This window comes from Streptococcus sp. HMSC064H09 (genome assembly GCF_001812625.1).
Classification (GTDB): Bacteria; Bacillota; Bacilli; order Lactobacillales; family Streptococcaceae; genus Streptococcus.
Window position 1 is genome coordinate 22,361 of the sequence record NZ_KV809579.1, and the last position, 14,220, is coordinate 36,580.

The following is a 14,220-nucleotide window of genomic DNA, read 5'->3' on the forward strand; positions in this document are numbered from 1 at the left end:
ACAATAATGATGTAAGGAGTGACCTAAATGGGTTGGTGGAAAGAAAGTATTGATATAGTAAAGAAAAATGACCCAGCAGCTCGGACGAGTCTAGAGGTTCTTTTAACCTACCCTGGATTAAAAGCCTTGGCTGCCCATCGTATCTCACATTTTCTCTGGCGCCACCATTGTCGACTCTTAGCGCGTATGCATAGTCAGTTTTGGCGCTTTTGGACTCAGATTGAGATTCACCCAGGGGCTCAGATTGCTGAAGGTGTCTTTATTGACCATGGCTCTGGCCTTGTCATTGGTGAGACAGCTGTTGTGGAGAAGGGGGCTATGCTTTACCACGGTGTCACTTTAGGTGGTACTGGTAAAGATGTCGGAAAACGTCACCCAACCGTTCGTGAGGGTGCCTTGGTTTCAGCCCATGCTCAGGTCATAGGCCCTATTGAGATTGGAAAGAATGCTAAGGTGGGGGCGGCAGCCGTGGTTGTTGCGGATGTCCCAGAAGATGTTACAGTCGTTGGTGTTCCTGCTAAGGTTGTGCGTGTTCATGGTCAAAAGGATGAAGAAGTTATCCACGATATTGAAGAAGGCCGTGAATACTATAGTGAAAAGCTAGAAGACCTTCTAAAAGCAGCTAGCTTCCACTCATCACGTCTATAAGGAAAGGAAACGATGAAACTCTTTAGTTCAAAGGTGACTCGATTGACGGTTGTGGGTCCTCTTGCTCTTGTTTACATTGCTTTACATAGAGCAGACTATAGCATGGCCGCCTTATGGTTTTGCATTGCTCTTTTATGGGCCGGTCTGGTTTTTAAGCAACGACACAAGTGAGATTTGAGTAATGAAAAAATTCTTCAAGGACAATCCTTTTTTGGTCTTCTATATAGTTGGGAGTTTTCTTTCAGCTATGTCTCTCTTGGCTCAAGGTCAGCTAGTTGTGGCTATTTGGATTATCATTCTCGTTATACTCTTGTGTTTGTACCTAAACCATATCAAGGATAAAAAATAGTTTCCAGTTAATTGAAAGGAATCTCAAGTGATTAAAATTTATGATACGATGACGCGTTCGCTCCGTGATTTTGTACCTTTGACAGAAAATGTTGTCAATATGTATGTCTGCGGACCAACAGTTTACAATTATATTCATATCGGAAATGCCCGTTCAGCAGTAGCTTTTGATACTATTCGTCGTTATTTTGAGTATTGTGGCTATACAGTCAACTATATTTCCAACTTTACGGATGTAGATGATAAGATTATCAAGGCAGCTAATGAAGCTGGTATTTCAACTAAGGAATTGTCGGACAAGTTTATCGCGGCCTTTATGGAAGATACCGGACAACTTGGCATCAAACCAGCGACACAAAATCCTCGTGTTATTAACTATATGGATGAAATCATTGCATTCGTGTCGACCTTGGTTGACAAAGGATTTGCCTATGTCTCTGAAGGTGATGTTTACTTCCGAGTAGCTAAGTCAAACAACTATGCTAAATTGGCTAACAAGACCTTGGAAGATCTTGAAATTGGTGCAAGCGGACGTACGGATGCTGAAACAGAACGTAAGGAAAATCCTCTGGATTTTGCCCTTTGGAAAGCTGCCAAAGAGGGAGAAGTTTCTTGGGACAGCCCATGGGGACCTGGTCGTCCTGGTTGGCACATCGAATGTTCTGTAATGGCGACTGAAATCCTTGGCGATACTATCGATATTCATGGTGGAGGGGCAGACCTTGAGTTTCCACACCATACCAATGAAATTGCCCAATCAGAAGCCAAAACTGGCAAGACCTTTGCTAACTACTGGATGCATAATGGTTTTGTCAATGTGGATAATGAAAAAATGTCAAAATCCTTGGGTAACTTCGTGACCGTTCACGATATGCTTCAAACGGTTGATGGTCAAGTGCTTCGTTTCTTCCTAGCGACACAACAGTATCGTAAACCAATTAACTTTACAGAAAAAGCTATCCATGATGCTGAAGTTAATCTTAAGTATTTGAAAAATACCCACAGTCTTCCGTTGACAGATCAGGTGAATCAAGCTGAGTTGCAAACTTATCTTGACGCCTTCCAAGAAGCTATGGATGATGACTTTAATACGGCAAATGGAGTGACTGTTCTGTTTGACATGGCCAAATGGATTAATTCAGGCAATTATGATCAAACCGTTAAGGATGATTTTGAAAAAATGCTCCAAGTCTTCGGTATTGTTTTCGAAGAAGAAGTCCTTGATGAAGATATCGAAAAACTCATTGAAGAGCGTCAAGCGGCGCGTGCCAACAAGGACTTTGCGACAGCAGACCGCATTCGCGATGAGTTGGCTGCTCAAGGTATCAAACTTCTTGATACCAAGGAGGGCGTGAGGTGGACACGTGACTAAACATCTTGATGTCAACCTTATTAACGGCATTGCTCTCGCCTTTGAGGGAGATGCTGTTTATTCCTTGTACATTCGCCGTCACCTGATTTTTCAAGGTCAGACCAAGCCAAACCAATTGCACCGTCTAGCTACACGCTATGTTTCAGCTAAGGCCCAGGCTAGTCTCATTGAAAAAATGCTAGAGCAAGAGCTTTTGACTGAAAAAGAGCTAGACATCTATAAAAGAGGTCGTAATGCGAATAGCCATACCAAGGCTAAAAATACCGATGTTATTACCTATAAAATGTCAACAGGCTTCGAAGCAGTCATGGGCTATCTTCATATGACCGAGGATATCGCTCGCTTAGAGGAACTGATTGCTTGGTGTATTGACGAAGTTGAAAAAGAAATCTAAAAATTCTGCCGAGAGCAGGATTTTTTGTTATCTAAAGGCTATAAAAATTGTAACAGTTAGCCAGAATTTCAAAATTTAGATTATTTGAGAATCAAAGTAATTCAGCGTCTTGACAATGAAAAATAAGATGAAACTAATATTTAGCACCTTAAAAATGAGAAAGTTAAGGGGTGTCTGACACGTGTAAAACCCCGATATTATAGCGTTTTTTAATAAAACTAATTTGACAGAAAGTAAAAAAAAAGTCTATAATATTAGTAAATGAGGCCATCTAAAAAATGAGGAGGTGAATGGAAATAGCTAAGAAAAAAGTTTTCTATACAACTTTTGCTGCTTTGATTTTATCTAGCTTTACGCTTCAAACAGGTAAAGCAGATGAGGTTCAGGTAAAACCTGATGAAGCTAAAATAGATTATGTTAATAGTGAGGCACCGGCTCCAGTTGCTCCTCAGGCTGATTTTTCTTCAGTAGGAGCTAAGGCAGAGCCAGCGAGTCAAGTAAGTTCAGTAGTGACCTCAACGTCACTGATGCTTGTCTCTTCAAGTGAGACAGATGAGGGGCTTCTTGAGGTACATTCTCAAGTTGATATCGTGGAGACTAGCGTTTCTACGACGACACCTCATTCAGAAGAGGCTCGTGCCCAGGCTTTTGGTGAGGATCGATCAGTAGCGGCATCTGAACGAGGAGATGCAAACCCAACATCTGATTCTGAACAAGCTAAACCAAATATTGTGCTTACTTATGATAAGTCTCGTGAGGCTACAGCGACTGCAGAGTCTCAAGCTGTAACTTCAATGTATAAGAGTGAAAGCACACTATATACATCTGAACTTGCTGGAAATACACATGCAGTTATTGAAAAATCAGAGTATTCTTCACTGAATTCTCATACGACATCTGTAAGTGCGACTCCTACTAGTCAAGCTATTGCAACTTCTGAAGTCGCTTCTGAGTCTGCAAGCACTGCTAGCTCTCTTGCATCTACGGCTCCAGAAACGAGTCAGTTAAATAATAATTCAGAAGATAGCTTAACTGTCCTTACGGTTGGCTGGAAAGATTCATCATCAACTTCTGAGGTCTTTAAAACTTCTGAAGTGGTTTCTATGTTGCAAAGTGAGAGTTTGACCTATTCGTCAGAGGTAACCTTTACGGATGGACTCATCTCAGAAATCTTAGCAACTCCAATCACTTCTGAAGTATACACCGTTGTTCCAAAACGAGATAGTACTGGAGCGCTTCTTGAAGATCAACCTGCTGTTACAGGGAATACAGACATTCTTTATTTAGCACGTGGTGAAATCTTTAACGTCAACTTTGATGTTAACAAGATGGAAGGTAAGAAGATTAAGGGCCTTAATCTAGTCCTTGATGGCAAACAAATTCATCATAGCTACTTTGTTGAAGGAACTTTGGATGAGGTCAATGCTGGTTTGAGTGCCTACCATTTGGCAGAGCAAACGACTGGTATTCATAAAATGACCTTTGAGTTGATTGATACGAATAACAATATTCATTATCTGACACAGACTTTTAGCGTCTTCAATGAAGGCGAGCGTCCAGTGACACCGGATAGTTACCGTAGGAATCAGTATTCATCAACAACGACAACAACGACTGTACCGGTTACTTATAATACCAGTGCAAATAGCTACACTGAAACCGCCAATCATATACAAGCTACGGCTGTTAATGAGTTGGCTGAGACAACTAGAGCGCTAACACAGCAATTGGCAGAACAAATTGCTGAGGTTTTGAGTGGTTGGTCTTCAGCAATTTCTGGAAATAGTTCAACAAGCACAGGTTCAATTGATATCTTCCAAGCAGCAGGTAAAACCATTACTCAAGCTGCGAGAAAGATTGCAGAATCAATCTCAGATCCAGATACAATTGGTAAGCAAGCTTTGGCTGCTGCAACTGTTGTTCTAGTTCTCCTGGTGCTTTATTTAGCAGCAATTACATTTATTTAACATGCTTTGCCCTCGTAAGAGGGCTTTTTTTATGATAGAATTAGCTTATGAAAACAACTAAAGAATTAAGTCTAGACATTGTTTATGGTGTGCATGCCGTAACAGAGAGTCTGGAAGCAAATACTGGTAATAAACTCTATATTCAAGATGATCTTCGAGGGAAAAATGTTGATGCCATTAAGGCTTTGGCAGCTGAAAAGAAGGTTTCCATCTCTTGGACACCTAAGAAAACCTTGTCTGATATGACAGGTGGAGCTGTGCATCAAGGTTTTGTTCTTCGTGTGTCAGAGTTCGCTTATTCTGAGCTCTCAGTTATTATGGATAAGGCTGAACAAGAGGAGAATCCTCTAGTCCTCATTTTAGATGGACTCAACGATCCTCATAACTTTGGTTCTATCCTACGTACAGCTGATGCTACTCAGGTGACAGGAGTTATTATTCCTAAGCATCGTGCTGTGGGGGTAACACCTGTCGTTGCCAAGACATCAACAGGGGCTGTGGAGCATATTCCCATTGCCCGAGTGACCAATCTTAGCCAAACTCTTGATAAACTTAAAGAAGCAGGCTTCTGGGTATTTGGAACAGATATGGATGGCACCCCATCTCATAAATGGAACACAGCTGGAAAGGTTGCCCTTATCATTGGTAATGAAGGTAAGGGAATCTCTGCTAACATCAAGAAGCAAGTGGATGAGATGATTACTATTCCTATGAGTGGTCATGTGCAGAGCCTTAATGCCAGTGTGGCAGCTGCAGTTCTCATGTATGAAGTTTATCGAAACCGATTGTAACTATGAAAAAAAGAATACTTCTGGTTGATGGTTATAATATGATTGCCTTTTGGCAAGAAACCCGTCAACTCTTTAAGACCAATCAGCTTGATGAAGCTCGTGAAACCTTGCTTCGTAAGCTCAATCATTATGCTAACTTTGAACATATTGATATTATCTGTGTGTTTGATGCCCAGTTTGTTCCAGGGAGTCGTCAACGTTATGATCAATATCGTATCAGTGTTATTTTTACTGAGGAAGATGAGACAGCAGATAGCTATATTGAGCGCGCAGCGGCTGAGATGAATACTGTTCAAAATCTAGTTGAAGTAGCAACTAGTGACTTAAATGAACAGTGGGCTATCTTTTCACAAGGGGCTTTACGTGTTTCGGCGCGTGAGTTGGAAGAGCGTGTCAATACTGTTAAGTCTGACTTAGACAAGATGTCGGCACATATTGACTTAAAGACACCAAAACTACGTCCATGGGACGATGCGCAATTAGGGAAATTACAGGACCTTTTAAATGAAATAGAATAGAGGGATATATGACATTTAACATTTTGACAGATTCCACAGCAGATCTAGATGAAAAATGGGCTCAGGAGAATAAGGTAGAGCTCGTTGGTTTGACCATTACGCTTGATGATATTGCCTATGAGACCGTTGGCCCTAACCGTTTAACGAGTGACCGTCTCTTAGAACGTATGCAAGAAGGCAGTCAGCCAACCACAAGCCAGGTGAATGTTGGTCAATTTGAAGAGGTTTTTCGTCGTCATGCCAAAAATGGTGATGCTCTTCTCTATATTGCCTTCTCATCAGTGCTTTCAGGTACTTATCAAAGTGCTGTTATAGCGCGTGACATGATTTTGGATGAATACCCAGAAGCTGTCATTGAGATTGTAGATACCCTGGCGGCAGCAGGTGGGGAAGGTTATCTCTCTATCTTGGCGGCAGAAGCTCGTGATCAAGGTAAGAGCTTGTCTGAAACGAAAGCCATGATTGAGGACATTCTGCCACGTTTACGGACCTATTTCTTAGTTGATGATCTCTACCATCTCATGCGTGGGGGTCGCCTTTCTAAGAGCTCAGCCATTATTGGTAGTTTGATTAATATCAAGCCTCTTCTTTGGCTGGACGCTTCAGGTAAGTTGGTTCCTCTGGCCAAAATCCGTGGACGTAAAAAAGCCATTAAAGAAATGGTCCTACAAGCTACCCAGGATATTGGACATAGCACAGCAATTGTCGCTTATGCCAATGATATTGAAGCAGCGAAGAATCTAAAAGAACAATTATTAGCAGTTGACGGCATTGAGCAAGTGCTTATTATGCCACTTGGACCAGTCATCTCTACCCACGTCGGACCAGATACCTTAGCTGTCTTTACGATTGGTAAAGAAGCTAGATAGAAATAGTGTCAGATAGGATTTCCTATCTGATTTTTTGTTTTCTGAAATGATAGATTAATAGAATATAAAAAGATAATCCATACAAAATGAATGATATATTTGACATAGTGTAAAATAATGCTATAATGAATCTAGAAAATGGAGGAAACAAAATGAAAAAGTCAAAGAAAAAAGTAGCTAGCACGATGGATGAACGTGCTCAGTTGATCAGCGGAGAATCTTCTGCTAGAGGTTATTGGGTAGCCATGCTTGGTATATTTGTAACGATTATGGTTGCTAGCAAGACACACTCCGTCGAATTAGTGCAGTCACTATTAATCATCACTTTCTTTGGTTCTATGTGCCTAGTATTAGTTCACAGCGTATCACGTAATGGGCATCCATGGTTGCTAGACAAAAAACTTGAAAAGAAGATGCTCATATTATCCTGGGTAATGTGTTTTTTGGGAATTTTTATATCGCTAATGGGCCTCTTAAGTCTATTTCAGTCGTTTAAGATAGGGAAGAATCTTATGAGTAGTGTGGCATTTTTGACATTGGGTTTGACCCTTATTTGCGATTGCTGGGTTATTATTAACAGAATCAAGAAGAACCGTTTGGAAGAACTAGAAGACGAAGAATAGGATTTTTGAATGAAAAATTTAAAAATGAAGTCAGCTCGTGTAGCAAAGGATCTCACTCAACAAGGTTTGGCAGATGCTATAGGAGTTTCTCGTCAGACCATCTCAGCTATTGAAAAAGGTGATTATAACCCTACTATAAATCTGTGTATTGCTATCTGCAAAACTCTGGACAAAACTTTAGACCAGCTTTTTTGGGAATCTGAGGATTAGTTTGTATCGCTTTAGAGGTTATTTAGGCATGATTTCTAGTCTTACGCTTTATAAAATTAGAGACTAAAAAAATACAAAAAATAAAAGAAAAACACCTCCAAATGACTTGCCTTGGACGTGTTTTTTTGATATTATGTTAAACGGTATTGTTTACCCCATTTGAAAGGCCCCGGAACCTTCCAAATACTTTTCGATGGGAAGGAACACCCATCACTCGTAAACAAAAATCGAACTATATATAGGAGAAATCATGAACAAAACAACATTTATGGCTAAACCAGGCCAAGTTGAACGTAAATGGTATGTCGTTGACGCAACTGATGTGCCACTTGGACGTCTTTCTGCAGTAGTTGCTAGCGTACTTCGCGGAAAAAACAAACCAACTTTCACACCACACACTGATACAGGTGACTTCGTAATCGTTATCAATGCTGAAAAAGTTAAATTGACTGGTAAAAAAGCAACTGATAAGATCTACTACACTCACTCAATGTACCCAGGTGGATTGAAACAAATCTCAGCAGGTGAACTTCGTTCTAAAAATGCTGTTCGTTTGATCGAAAAATCAGTTAAAGGTATGCTTCCACACAACACTCTTGGACGCGCACAAGGTATGAAATTGAAAGTCTTCGTTGGCGGTGAGCACACTCACGCTGCACAACAACCAGAAGTACTTGATATCTCAGGACTTATCTAATTCTAAGAGGAAAGGAGCACTAATATAATGGCACAAGCACAATATGCAGGTACAGGACGCCGTAAAAACGCCGTTGCACGCGTACGTTTGGTTCCAGGTACTGGTAAAATCACAGTTAACAAAAAAGATGTAGAAGAATACATCCCACACGCAGACCTTCGTCTCGTTATCAACCAACCTTTTGCAGTTACTTCAACTGAAGGTTCATACGACGTACACGTTAACGTTGTAGGTGGTGGATACGCTGGTCAATCAGGTGCGATCCGTCACGGTATCGCTCGTGCACTTCTTCAAGTAGATCCAGACTTCCGCGATTCATTGAAACGCGCTGGACTTCTTACTCGTGATGCACGTATGGTTGAACGTAAGAAACCAGGTCTTAAGAAAGCTCGTAAAGCATCACAATTCTCAAAACGTTAATCAACACGATTATATCAACGTTTACAGACATTCAAGAATTATTTCTTGGATGTCTTTTTTTGTTCAAAAAACTAAAGTTCACCCCAAAATTCACCCCATATTCACCCCATCAATTTTTTAAACTACGAAAAGCAATATCACCTACAGTCCGATTGACTTTATCTTTGATATTAACGTAAGTTTTTGTAATCTCTTTATCACTATGAGTAAGAGCTTCTGAGATGGCTTCAAGAGAAACACCTGCTTGTTTAGCAAGAGTAGCACCAGTATGTCTTAGTTTGTGTGGTGATGCTGGTGCTAATTCGGGATGTCTTCGTCTGACTGATTTCATCTTGATAAAACTTAAAATTTTTCTAATTATAACGAAGCATAGTCAAAAAGCTATGACCTCTATATTCACAAAAAAATCCAGACCAATACTAGTCCAGATTTCTTGTCTATTAAACATTCTTTTCAAAGAATGGAAGAACGGCTGTAACGGCTTTGTCAACGCAATTATTTAACTGTGAGAATCCGACGCACATAAATTTTAAATGGCGTCTCAGTCACATTTAAATTTATGAGACGCTTAGACGTTAGGCTTTCAATTTGTCAAATTTTGCTTTGACATTTGCCTTGAATTCTTCAAGTTTAGCCTTGCGTTCGGCTTTACGTTCAGCCTTCATTTGTGCACGTGCCTGGTTGTAGAGGTCTTCTTGGACTTGCAGAGCTGCTTCGATTTCGGCTACGACGGTTGCTACATCCCAACGCACGATTTGGGTGTCGTACTTGGTGAAGTAAGCATCGATGACTGCTTCGTTGTTTTCTTGCACCAAGGCGACAACGGCTGTTTCGCCGTCGATCAATTTTTGAGACACAACGTCAATCAAGCCAGCTTCTGCCGTATCAACGGTATCACCAGCAGCCAAACCATAGAGGCTGCCAATACCATAACCAAACAAGACGCCGATAGGACCACCCAAAAGCCCGATAACTGCACCGAGCAAGCCACCTTCTAGGGTTGCATCCGTCGTTGAATCTTCAAAGTCATAGCGTTCTTTTTCAACGATGTGACCGTTTTCATTTTTGACCAAGGCGATTTGAGCAACCTTGGTCGTCTGAGTTTGGCGGAAAGCCTTCAAATCCGCAAAGGACTGATAAGCTTCGCTTTCAGTGTTAAAGACTGAAACTACTAGGTTTTCCATAGTTAGTACCTCTTTTCTAAATATATACGTTCATTATAATACAGTTTCAATCACTTTTCAATCATTTTAGTGCGACATTTTAATTGATATGTCGCGTTTATCAGCGTCAAAGAACAGTTTCAGGCAGCGGTATATCTTTGCCATATCCCAGCCCAGACACTCTGGCGACTCTGAGTGATTATCAAGAAAGGCGTCCAGCAACATCTTAAAGCCTCCCGTGCAAAAAGTAAATAAATAGTGTTTTTCCTGTATGCCTGTCACACGGCTAAAAGACCGCTTGACCAAATCTTCCAGAAAATTATAGCAGATATTATGTACCAGCTCTGTGTAGCGAGTCTGATGAGCGTGCCGAATCACATCGACACTTTTATAGAATCTGCCAACTGTTTCCTTATGGTCGAATCCTTGAAAGAAGTCGCTTTATTCGTCGGTCAAGACAATTAATTTGGCTGGTGCAACTGATTCGCCAAGCTATGAACAAGCAATTATTACCTTTTGAAAGCAAAAATGGCAATTATGAAGGTGAAGCTACTCAGGTCTTAGTTCTTCTATCCAATTACTATGCAGACAAAAAACTATTTGATGAAAATACAGATGAATATGGAAATATCTTGATTTTAAAGGATTCATCCATCATTTCTAAATTATCGGCTATCCCAGATTTATTAAAAAGGGGATCTAGTAGGTAACAATAATATCGAATATATCAAAGTACGCAATATTAGGATTTCTTCAGAGGTTGAGTTAGAGTCAGATGTTGATGGGGATAAGTCGGATAATCTGCCAATAGATATAAAAATACTAGAAAACAGGCTTGAAAAAGGCTCGTAAAGCTAGCCAGTTCTCTAAACGTTAATTCGTTGCTGGACAGCAGAATACAAACGAAAACACTTTGCATCTTGCAAGGTGTTTTTTTCTATGAGAACTGGCGGTGCGCAATTAGGATAGCTCTAGCGACTTTAGTCGCATAGAGATATGCTATGCACAGTTGCCTCAAGAAAACAATGCTTCTTGGTCCACCCTGTTAGACAAGCTTCAAAACCAAGGAATCCAACAGATTTCTCTTGTAGTTACAGATGGCTTTAAGGGGCTTGAGCAGATTATCAGTCAGGCTCACCCATTAGCTAAACAACAATGTTGCTTAATTCATATTAGTCGAAATCTAGCTAGTAAAGTGAAACGAGCAGATAGAGCGGTTATTCTGGGGCAATTTATAATGATTTATCGTGCTGAAAATTTAGAAATGGCAGGACAAGCTTTAGAGGACTTTCTCGCCGAATGGAAACCAAAGTATAGGAAAGTCATGGAAAGTCTGGAGAAGACGGATAATCTTTTAACTTTTTATCAGTTTCCCTACCAGATTTGGCACAGCATGTATTCGACAAACCTCATTGAGTCTCTTAACAAAGAAATCAAACGTCAAACGAAAAAGAAGGTTCTTTTTCCTAACGAGGAGGCTCTGGAACGTTACTTAGTTACTTTGTTTGAAGATTATAATTTCAAGCAAAGTCAACGAATCCATAAAGGGTTTGGTCAATGTTCTGATACACTTGAAAGCTTATTTAATTAACACTCCGTAACTCTACTTAAGTGTTTACACATAATTATTTACAGTATCAAAAAATAAAGTATATTGTTTTCATCATAATATAATTAAATATCAGTATAGAGAATTTTATCTATATATCAGATATCAGCAATTGCTTTTGCTGTCATTTTTCGCTACAATAGTTACAAGGAGGAAATAAACATGTTAAAAGAAGTATTAAACGTCGCAAAAGTTGCGAAAAAATCATCTCTCTTCTTAGGAGGGGTAGCATTTGGGACGCTTGGCTTGAAAGTCTTAGCAAGTAAAGAAGCTAAGAAAGGCTATTCTAAGGCCTTGGCTAAAGCTTACAAATTGAAAGATGGACTGGATGCATCTGTTTCTGTTGTAAAACAACACGGTGATGATGTTTTACAAGACGCTAAATATTTATACGAACAGGAAAAGAAAGAAGAACAATTAGATAGCCTGACAGGTGAATAATATGTCTTTTAAAGTGCTACACAGAGGATATCAACATATCCGATTATCGTCCTCGTTTTCACTGACCTTGGATATTCAAGATTATCTTCGTTCCTTGGCTAAAGATGAAAAAGGGATCGACTCTATTCAGTTTTATATGGATCAGCAGCACTTTACTCTACGTATGAAAGAAGGCTTCTCTGTATTAGAAAATGCAGAGGCCTTTTTAAAAAAAATTGACAAGGGGAAAGTTTCGGACTTGATGACTCTTCCCATTCGTAGAGAAGAGAGTGCTTATTCAATTGTATCGGGTGCAGCGATTAAGCGTTTGCTGTTTCGAAGTTTTGTACCCTACCCTATTCGTTATATTTGGACTTGTTATCAGGCTTTGGGTTATGTCAAAGAAGCCTATCAAACTTTAGCGCGCAAGGAACTAACCATGGAGGTCTTGGACTGTTCGGCCATTTTGTTGTCCTTGTTTATGAACCAATCCAAGACAGCTAGCAACATCATGTTTATGCTTGATTTGGGTAATCATCTGGATCAGTGGTCTTTAAAAAAAACAGCAACAGATTTGGAACAAAGCCTTCTTGCTAAAGAAAGTGATGTTTTCTTAGTGCGGGGAGACATGGTCATCAGCATCAAGAGTTCTGATGTTCAAGTAGGTGATGTATTAGTTGTCTCCCAAGGTAATGAAATCTTGTTTGACGGCCAAGTGGTTTCAGGATTAGGCATGGTCAATGAGAGTTCCTTGACTGGAGAGAGCTTCCCTGTTGAAAAGAAAGAGGGAGATTCTGTATGTGCGAATACTGTTTTGGAAACAGGAGAGTTAAGAATTCGTGTGACTGATAATCAGATAAACAGTCGTATTTTGCAACTCATCAATCTGATGAAAAAATCTGAAGAGAGTAAGAAGACAAAACAACGTCATTTTATTAGGATGGCAGACAAGGTTGTAAAATATAACTTCTTAGGTGCTGGTTTGACTTATCTGTTAACAGGTTCGTTTTCAAAAGCCATTTCCTTTTTATTGGTGGATTTTTCATGTGCTCTAAAAATATCCACACCTGTAGCCTACCTTACGGCCATAAAGGAAGGTCTAAATCGAGAAATGGTTATTAAAGATGGTGATGTATTAGAAAAATATCTGGAAGTGGATACTTTCTTGTTTGATAAAACGGGTACCATCACGACGAGTTATCCTTTGGTTGAAAAGGTTCTTCCTTTCGGAGATTATACTGAGAAAGATATTTTAAGAATAAGTGCATGTTTGGAGGAACATATCTATCATCCTATTGCCAATGCAATTGTTAAACAAGCTGAAATTGAAGGCATTGAACACGAAGAAATGCATGGCAAGCTTCAGTATGTTGCAAGCAAAGGGATTAAATCGCAAATTGATGGTCAATCGGTTGTCATTGGAAATTATGTACTAATGCAAGACGAACAGGTAAGAATTAGTTCTGAGCAGCTGGCCTTGATTGAGCAATATAAGACTCATTACAATTTATTGTTTTTGGCTTATAAGAAAGAATTAATTGGGATGTTTTGTATCCACACTCCCTTGAGAAGCGAGGCGAAAGTTGCATTGAAAAAGCTAAAGCGCCAAGGGAAAAAACTGATTCTGGCAACTGGTGATACGTTGGCTAGAACAGAAGAGTTGGTTAAAGATCTGCCATTTGACAACGTTTATACTGATTTAAAACCAGATGGTAAGTTTCAGTTGGTTCAGGAATTACAGAAAGCTGGCCGAACTATTTTGATGGTTGGAGACGGGTTAAACGACTCTGCTGCCTTGACGCTTGCAGATATTGGGGTTGTGATGAATGAAAGTGCTGATATTTCTAAGCAGATGAGTGATATTTTATTATTAGATAATCGTTTAGATTTCTTCGAGGAATTGAATTCTTTATCTGAATCGTTGCAGAAATTAATTCAAAGAAATATTCAAGAAACAGTTGTAATAAATGGAAGTTTAATTGGATTTGGGTTGTTAAATTGGTTAAGCCCATCTAATCTTTCGATATTGCACAATCTGACTACTTTAAGAATCGTCCTTCGTAGTCTTTCTATTAAAAGTAGGTAAGAGACCGAGAAGCTGAGGTTATAAAAACTAAAAGGAGTTGTCTCATTTGAGAATAACGGCTCTTTGTCAACTGTAGTGGGTTGGT

Annotated in this window: 15 protein-coding genes and 3 pseudogenes; 16 read left to right on the forward strand and 2 right to left on the reverse strand. The window is 39.7% G+C overall.

Annotated elements, in window-relative coordinates:
• Window positions 1–27 precede the first annotated feature (27 nt).
• The 11 genes from cysE (at window position 28) to rpsI (ending at window position 8,857) form a co-directional block, all read left to right on the forward strand.
• Complete coding sequence (cysE, locus tag HMPREF2867_RS04830; protein ID WP_002886354.1) at window positions 28–648, forward strand: serine O-acetyltransferase; 621 nt, start codon at window positions 28–30, stop codon at window positions 646–648.
• 376 nt (window positions 649–1,024) lie between these two features.
• Complete coding sequence (gene cysS / locus HMPREF2867_RS04835) at window positions 1,025–2,368, forward strand: cysteine--tRNA ligase (protein WP_070576136.1); 1,344 nt, start codon at window positions 1,025–1,027, stop codon at window positions 2,366–2,368.
• Window positions 2,361–2,762, forward strand: coding sequence for a Mini-ribonuclease 3 (locus HMPREF2867_RS04840; protein ID WP_002886359.1), 402 nt, complete (start codon window positions 2,361–2,363; stop codon window positions 2,760–2,762). The genes cysS and HMPREF2867_RS04840 overlap by 8 nt, the downstream gene beginning before the upstream one ends.
• 290 nt (window positions 2,763–3,052) lie before the next feature.
• Window positions 3,053–4,729, forward strand: coding sequence for a hypothetical protein (locus tag HMPREF2867_RS04845; protein ID WP_070576138.1), 1,677 nt, complete (start codon window positions 3,053–3,055; stop codon window positions 4,727–4,729).
• 47 nt (window positions 4,730–4,776) lie between these two features.
• Window positions 4,777–5,520: a 23S rRNA (guanosine(2251)-2'-O)-methyltransferase RlmB gene (gene rlmB / locus HMPREF2867_RS04850; RefSeq protein ID WP_004182149.1), complete on the forward strand. Its 744-nt coding sequence runs from the start codon at window positions 4,777–4,779 to the stop codon at window positions 5,518–5,520.
• A gap of 2 nt (window positions 5,521–5,522) precedes the next feature.
• Entirely contained in the window at window positions 5,523–6,038 is a 516-nt protein-coding gene (locus HMPREF2867_RS04855; protein WP_002889631.1) for an NYN domain-containing protein, read from the forward strand.
• Between the two features lie 8 nt (window positions 6,039–6,046).
• Window positions 6,047–6,907 (forward strand): DegV family protein, encoded by an 861-nt coding sequence (locus HMPREF2867_RS04860; RefSeq protein WP_038675078.1) that lies wholly within the window; start codon window positions 6,047–6,049, stop codon window positions 6,905–6,907.
• A 152-nt stretch (window positions 6,908–7,059) separates the two neighbouring features.
• On the forward strand, window positions 7,060–7,530 hold the full coding sequence (locus HMPREF2867_RS04865; RefSeq protein WP_004182184.1) for a hypothetical protein: 471 nt from the start codon (window positions 7,060–7,062) through the stop codon (window positions 7,528–7,530).
• A gap of 9 nt (window positions 7,531–7,539) precedes the next feature.
• The gene (locus tag HMPREF2867_RS04870; protein ID WP_002886373.1) at window positions 7,540–7,740 is read left to right on the forward strand and encodes a helix-turn-helix transcriptional regulator; all 201 of its coding nucleotides are present in this window, start codon (window positions 7,540–7,542) and stop codon (window positions 7,738–7,740) included.
• Between the two features lie 250 nt (window positions 7,741–7,990).
• A complete protein-coding gene (rplM, locus tag HMPREF2867_RS04875; RefSeq protein ID WP_002886374.1) occupies window positions 7,991–8,437 on the forward strand; it encodes a 50S ribosomal protein L13 in 447 nt (148 codons plus the stop codon).
• A 27-nt stretch (window positions 8,438–8,464) separates the two neighbouring features.
• Window positions 8,465–8,857 (forward strand): 30S ribosomal protein S9, encoded by a 393-nt coding sequence (gene rpsI, locus HMPREF2867_RS04880; RefSeq protein WP_002888293.1) that lies wholly within the window; start codon window positions 8,465–8,467, stop codon window positions 8,855–8,857.
• Between the two features lie 109 nt (window positions 8,858–8,966).
• On the opposite strand, the gene HMPREF2867_RS04885 is transcribed toward rpsI, so the two are convergent.
• Window positions 8,967–9,188, reverse strand: a complete 222-nt coding sequence (locus HMPREF2867_RS04885; RefSeq protein ID WP_037611047.1) for a tyrosine-type recombinase/integrase — start codon at window positions 9,186–9,188, stop codon at window positions 8,967–8,969.
• Window positions 9,189–9,432: 244 nt separating this feature from the next.
• Window positions 9,433–10,041, reverse strand: a complete 609-nt coding sequence (locus HMPREF2867_RS04890) for a DUF1269 domain-containing protein (RefSeq protein WP_002893760.1) — start codon at window positions 10,039–10,041, stop codon at window positions 9,433–9,435.
• 350 nt (window positions 10,042–10,391) lie between these two features.
• On the opposite strand from HMPREF2867_RS04890, the pseudogene HMPREF2867_RS11340 reads away from it, so the two are divergent.
• The 5 genes and pseudogenes from HMPREF2867_RS11340 to HMPREF2867_RS04910 all read left to right on the forward strand — a co-directional run.
• Window positions 10,392–10,535: pseudogene (locus tag HMPREF2867_RS11340) on the forward strand (IS982 family transposase); the annotation flags it as partial.
• A 3-nt stretch (window positions 10,536–10,538) separates the two neighbouring features.
• Window positions 10,539–10,872: pseudogene (locus HMPREF2867_RS11555) on the forward strand (diacylglycerol kinase family lipid kinase); the annotation flags it as partial.
• A 148-nt stretch (window positions 10,873–11,020) separates the two neighbouring features.
• Window positions 11,021–11,611 (forward strand): annotated as a pseudogene (locus HMPREF2867_RS04900) (transposase); the annotation flags it as partial.
• A gap of 180 nt (window positions 11,612–11,791) precedes the next feature.
• Window positions 11,792–12,070 (forward strand): DUF6110 family protein, encoded by a 279-nt coding sequence (locus HMPREF2867_RS04905; RefSeq protein WP_002893755.1) that lies wholly within the window; start codon window positions 11,792–11,794, stop codon window positions 12,068–12,070.
• A gap of 1 nt (window position 12,071) precedes the next feature.
• Complete coding sequence (locus tag HMPREF2867_RS04910) at window positions 12,072–14,135, forward strand: heavy metal translocating P-type ATPase (protein ID WP_002893754.1); 2,064 nt, start codon at window positions 12,072–12,074, stop codon at window positions 14,133–14,135.
• Window positions 14,136–14,220: the final 85 nt, after the last annotated feature.

Coding starts and splice junctions, on each gene's coding strand:
- cysE (WP_002886354.1), top strand. CDS start 28: ATGGGTTGGTGGAAAGAAAGTATTGATATAGTAAAGAAAAATGACCCA.
- HMPREF2867_RS04845 (WP_070576138.1), top strand. CDS start 3,053: ATGGAAATAGCTAAGAAAAAAGTTTTCTATACAACTTTTGCTGCTTTG.
- rlmB (WP_004182149.1), top strand. CDS start 4,777: ATGAAAACAACTAAAGAATTAAGTCTAGACATTGTTTATGGTGTGCAT.
- HMPREF2867_RS04855 (WP_002889631.1), top strand. CDS start 5,523: ATGAAAAAAAGAATACTTCTGGTTGATGGTTATAATATGATTGCCTTT.
- HMPREF2867_RS04860 (WP_038675078.1), top strand. CDS start 6,047: ATGACATTTAACATTTTGACAGATTCCACAGCAGATCTAGATGAAAAA.
- HMPREF2867_RS04865 (WP_004182184.1), top strand. CDS start 7,060: ATGAAAAAGTCAAAGAAAAAAGTAGCTAGCACGATGGATGAACGTGCT.
- HMPREF2867_RS04870 (WP_002886373.1), top strand. CDS start 7,540: ATGAAAAATTTAAAAATGAAGTCAGCTCGTGTAGCAAAGGATCTCACT.
- rplM (WP_002886374.1), top strand. CDS start 7,991: ATGAACAAAACAACATTTATGGCTAAACCAGGCCAAGTTGAACGTAAA.
- rpsI (WP_002888293.1), top strand. CDS start 8,465: ATGGCACAAGCACAATATGCAGGTACAGGACGCCGTAAAAACGCCGTT.
- HMPREF2867_RS04885 (WP_037611047.1), bottom strand. CDS start 9,188: ATGAAATCAGTCAGACGAAGACATCCCGAATTAGCACCAGCATCACCA.
- HMPREF2867_RS04890 (WP_002893760.1), bottom strand. CDS start 10,041: ATGGAAAACCTAGTAGTTTCAGTCTTTAACACTGAAAGCGAAGCTTAT.
- HMPREF2867_RS04905 (WP_002893755.1), top strand. CDS start 11,792: ATGTTAAAAGAAGTATTAAACGTCGCAAAAGTTGCGAAAAAATCATCT.
- HMPREF2867_RS04910 (WP_002893754.1), top strand. CDS start 12,072: ATGTCTTTTAAAGTGCTACACAGAGGATATCAACATATCCGATTATCG.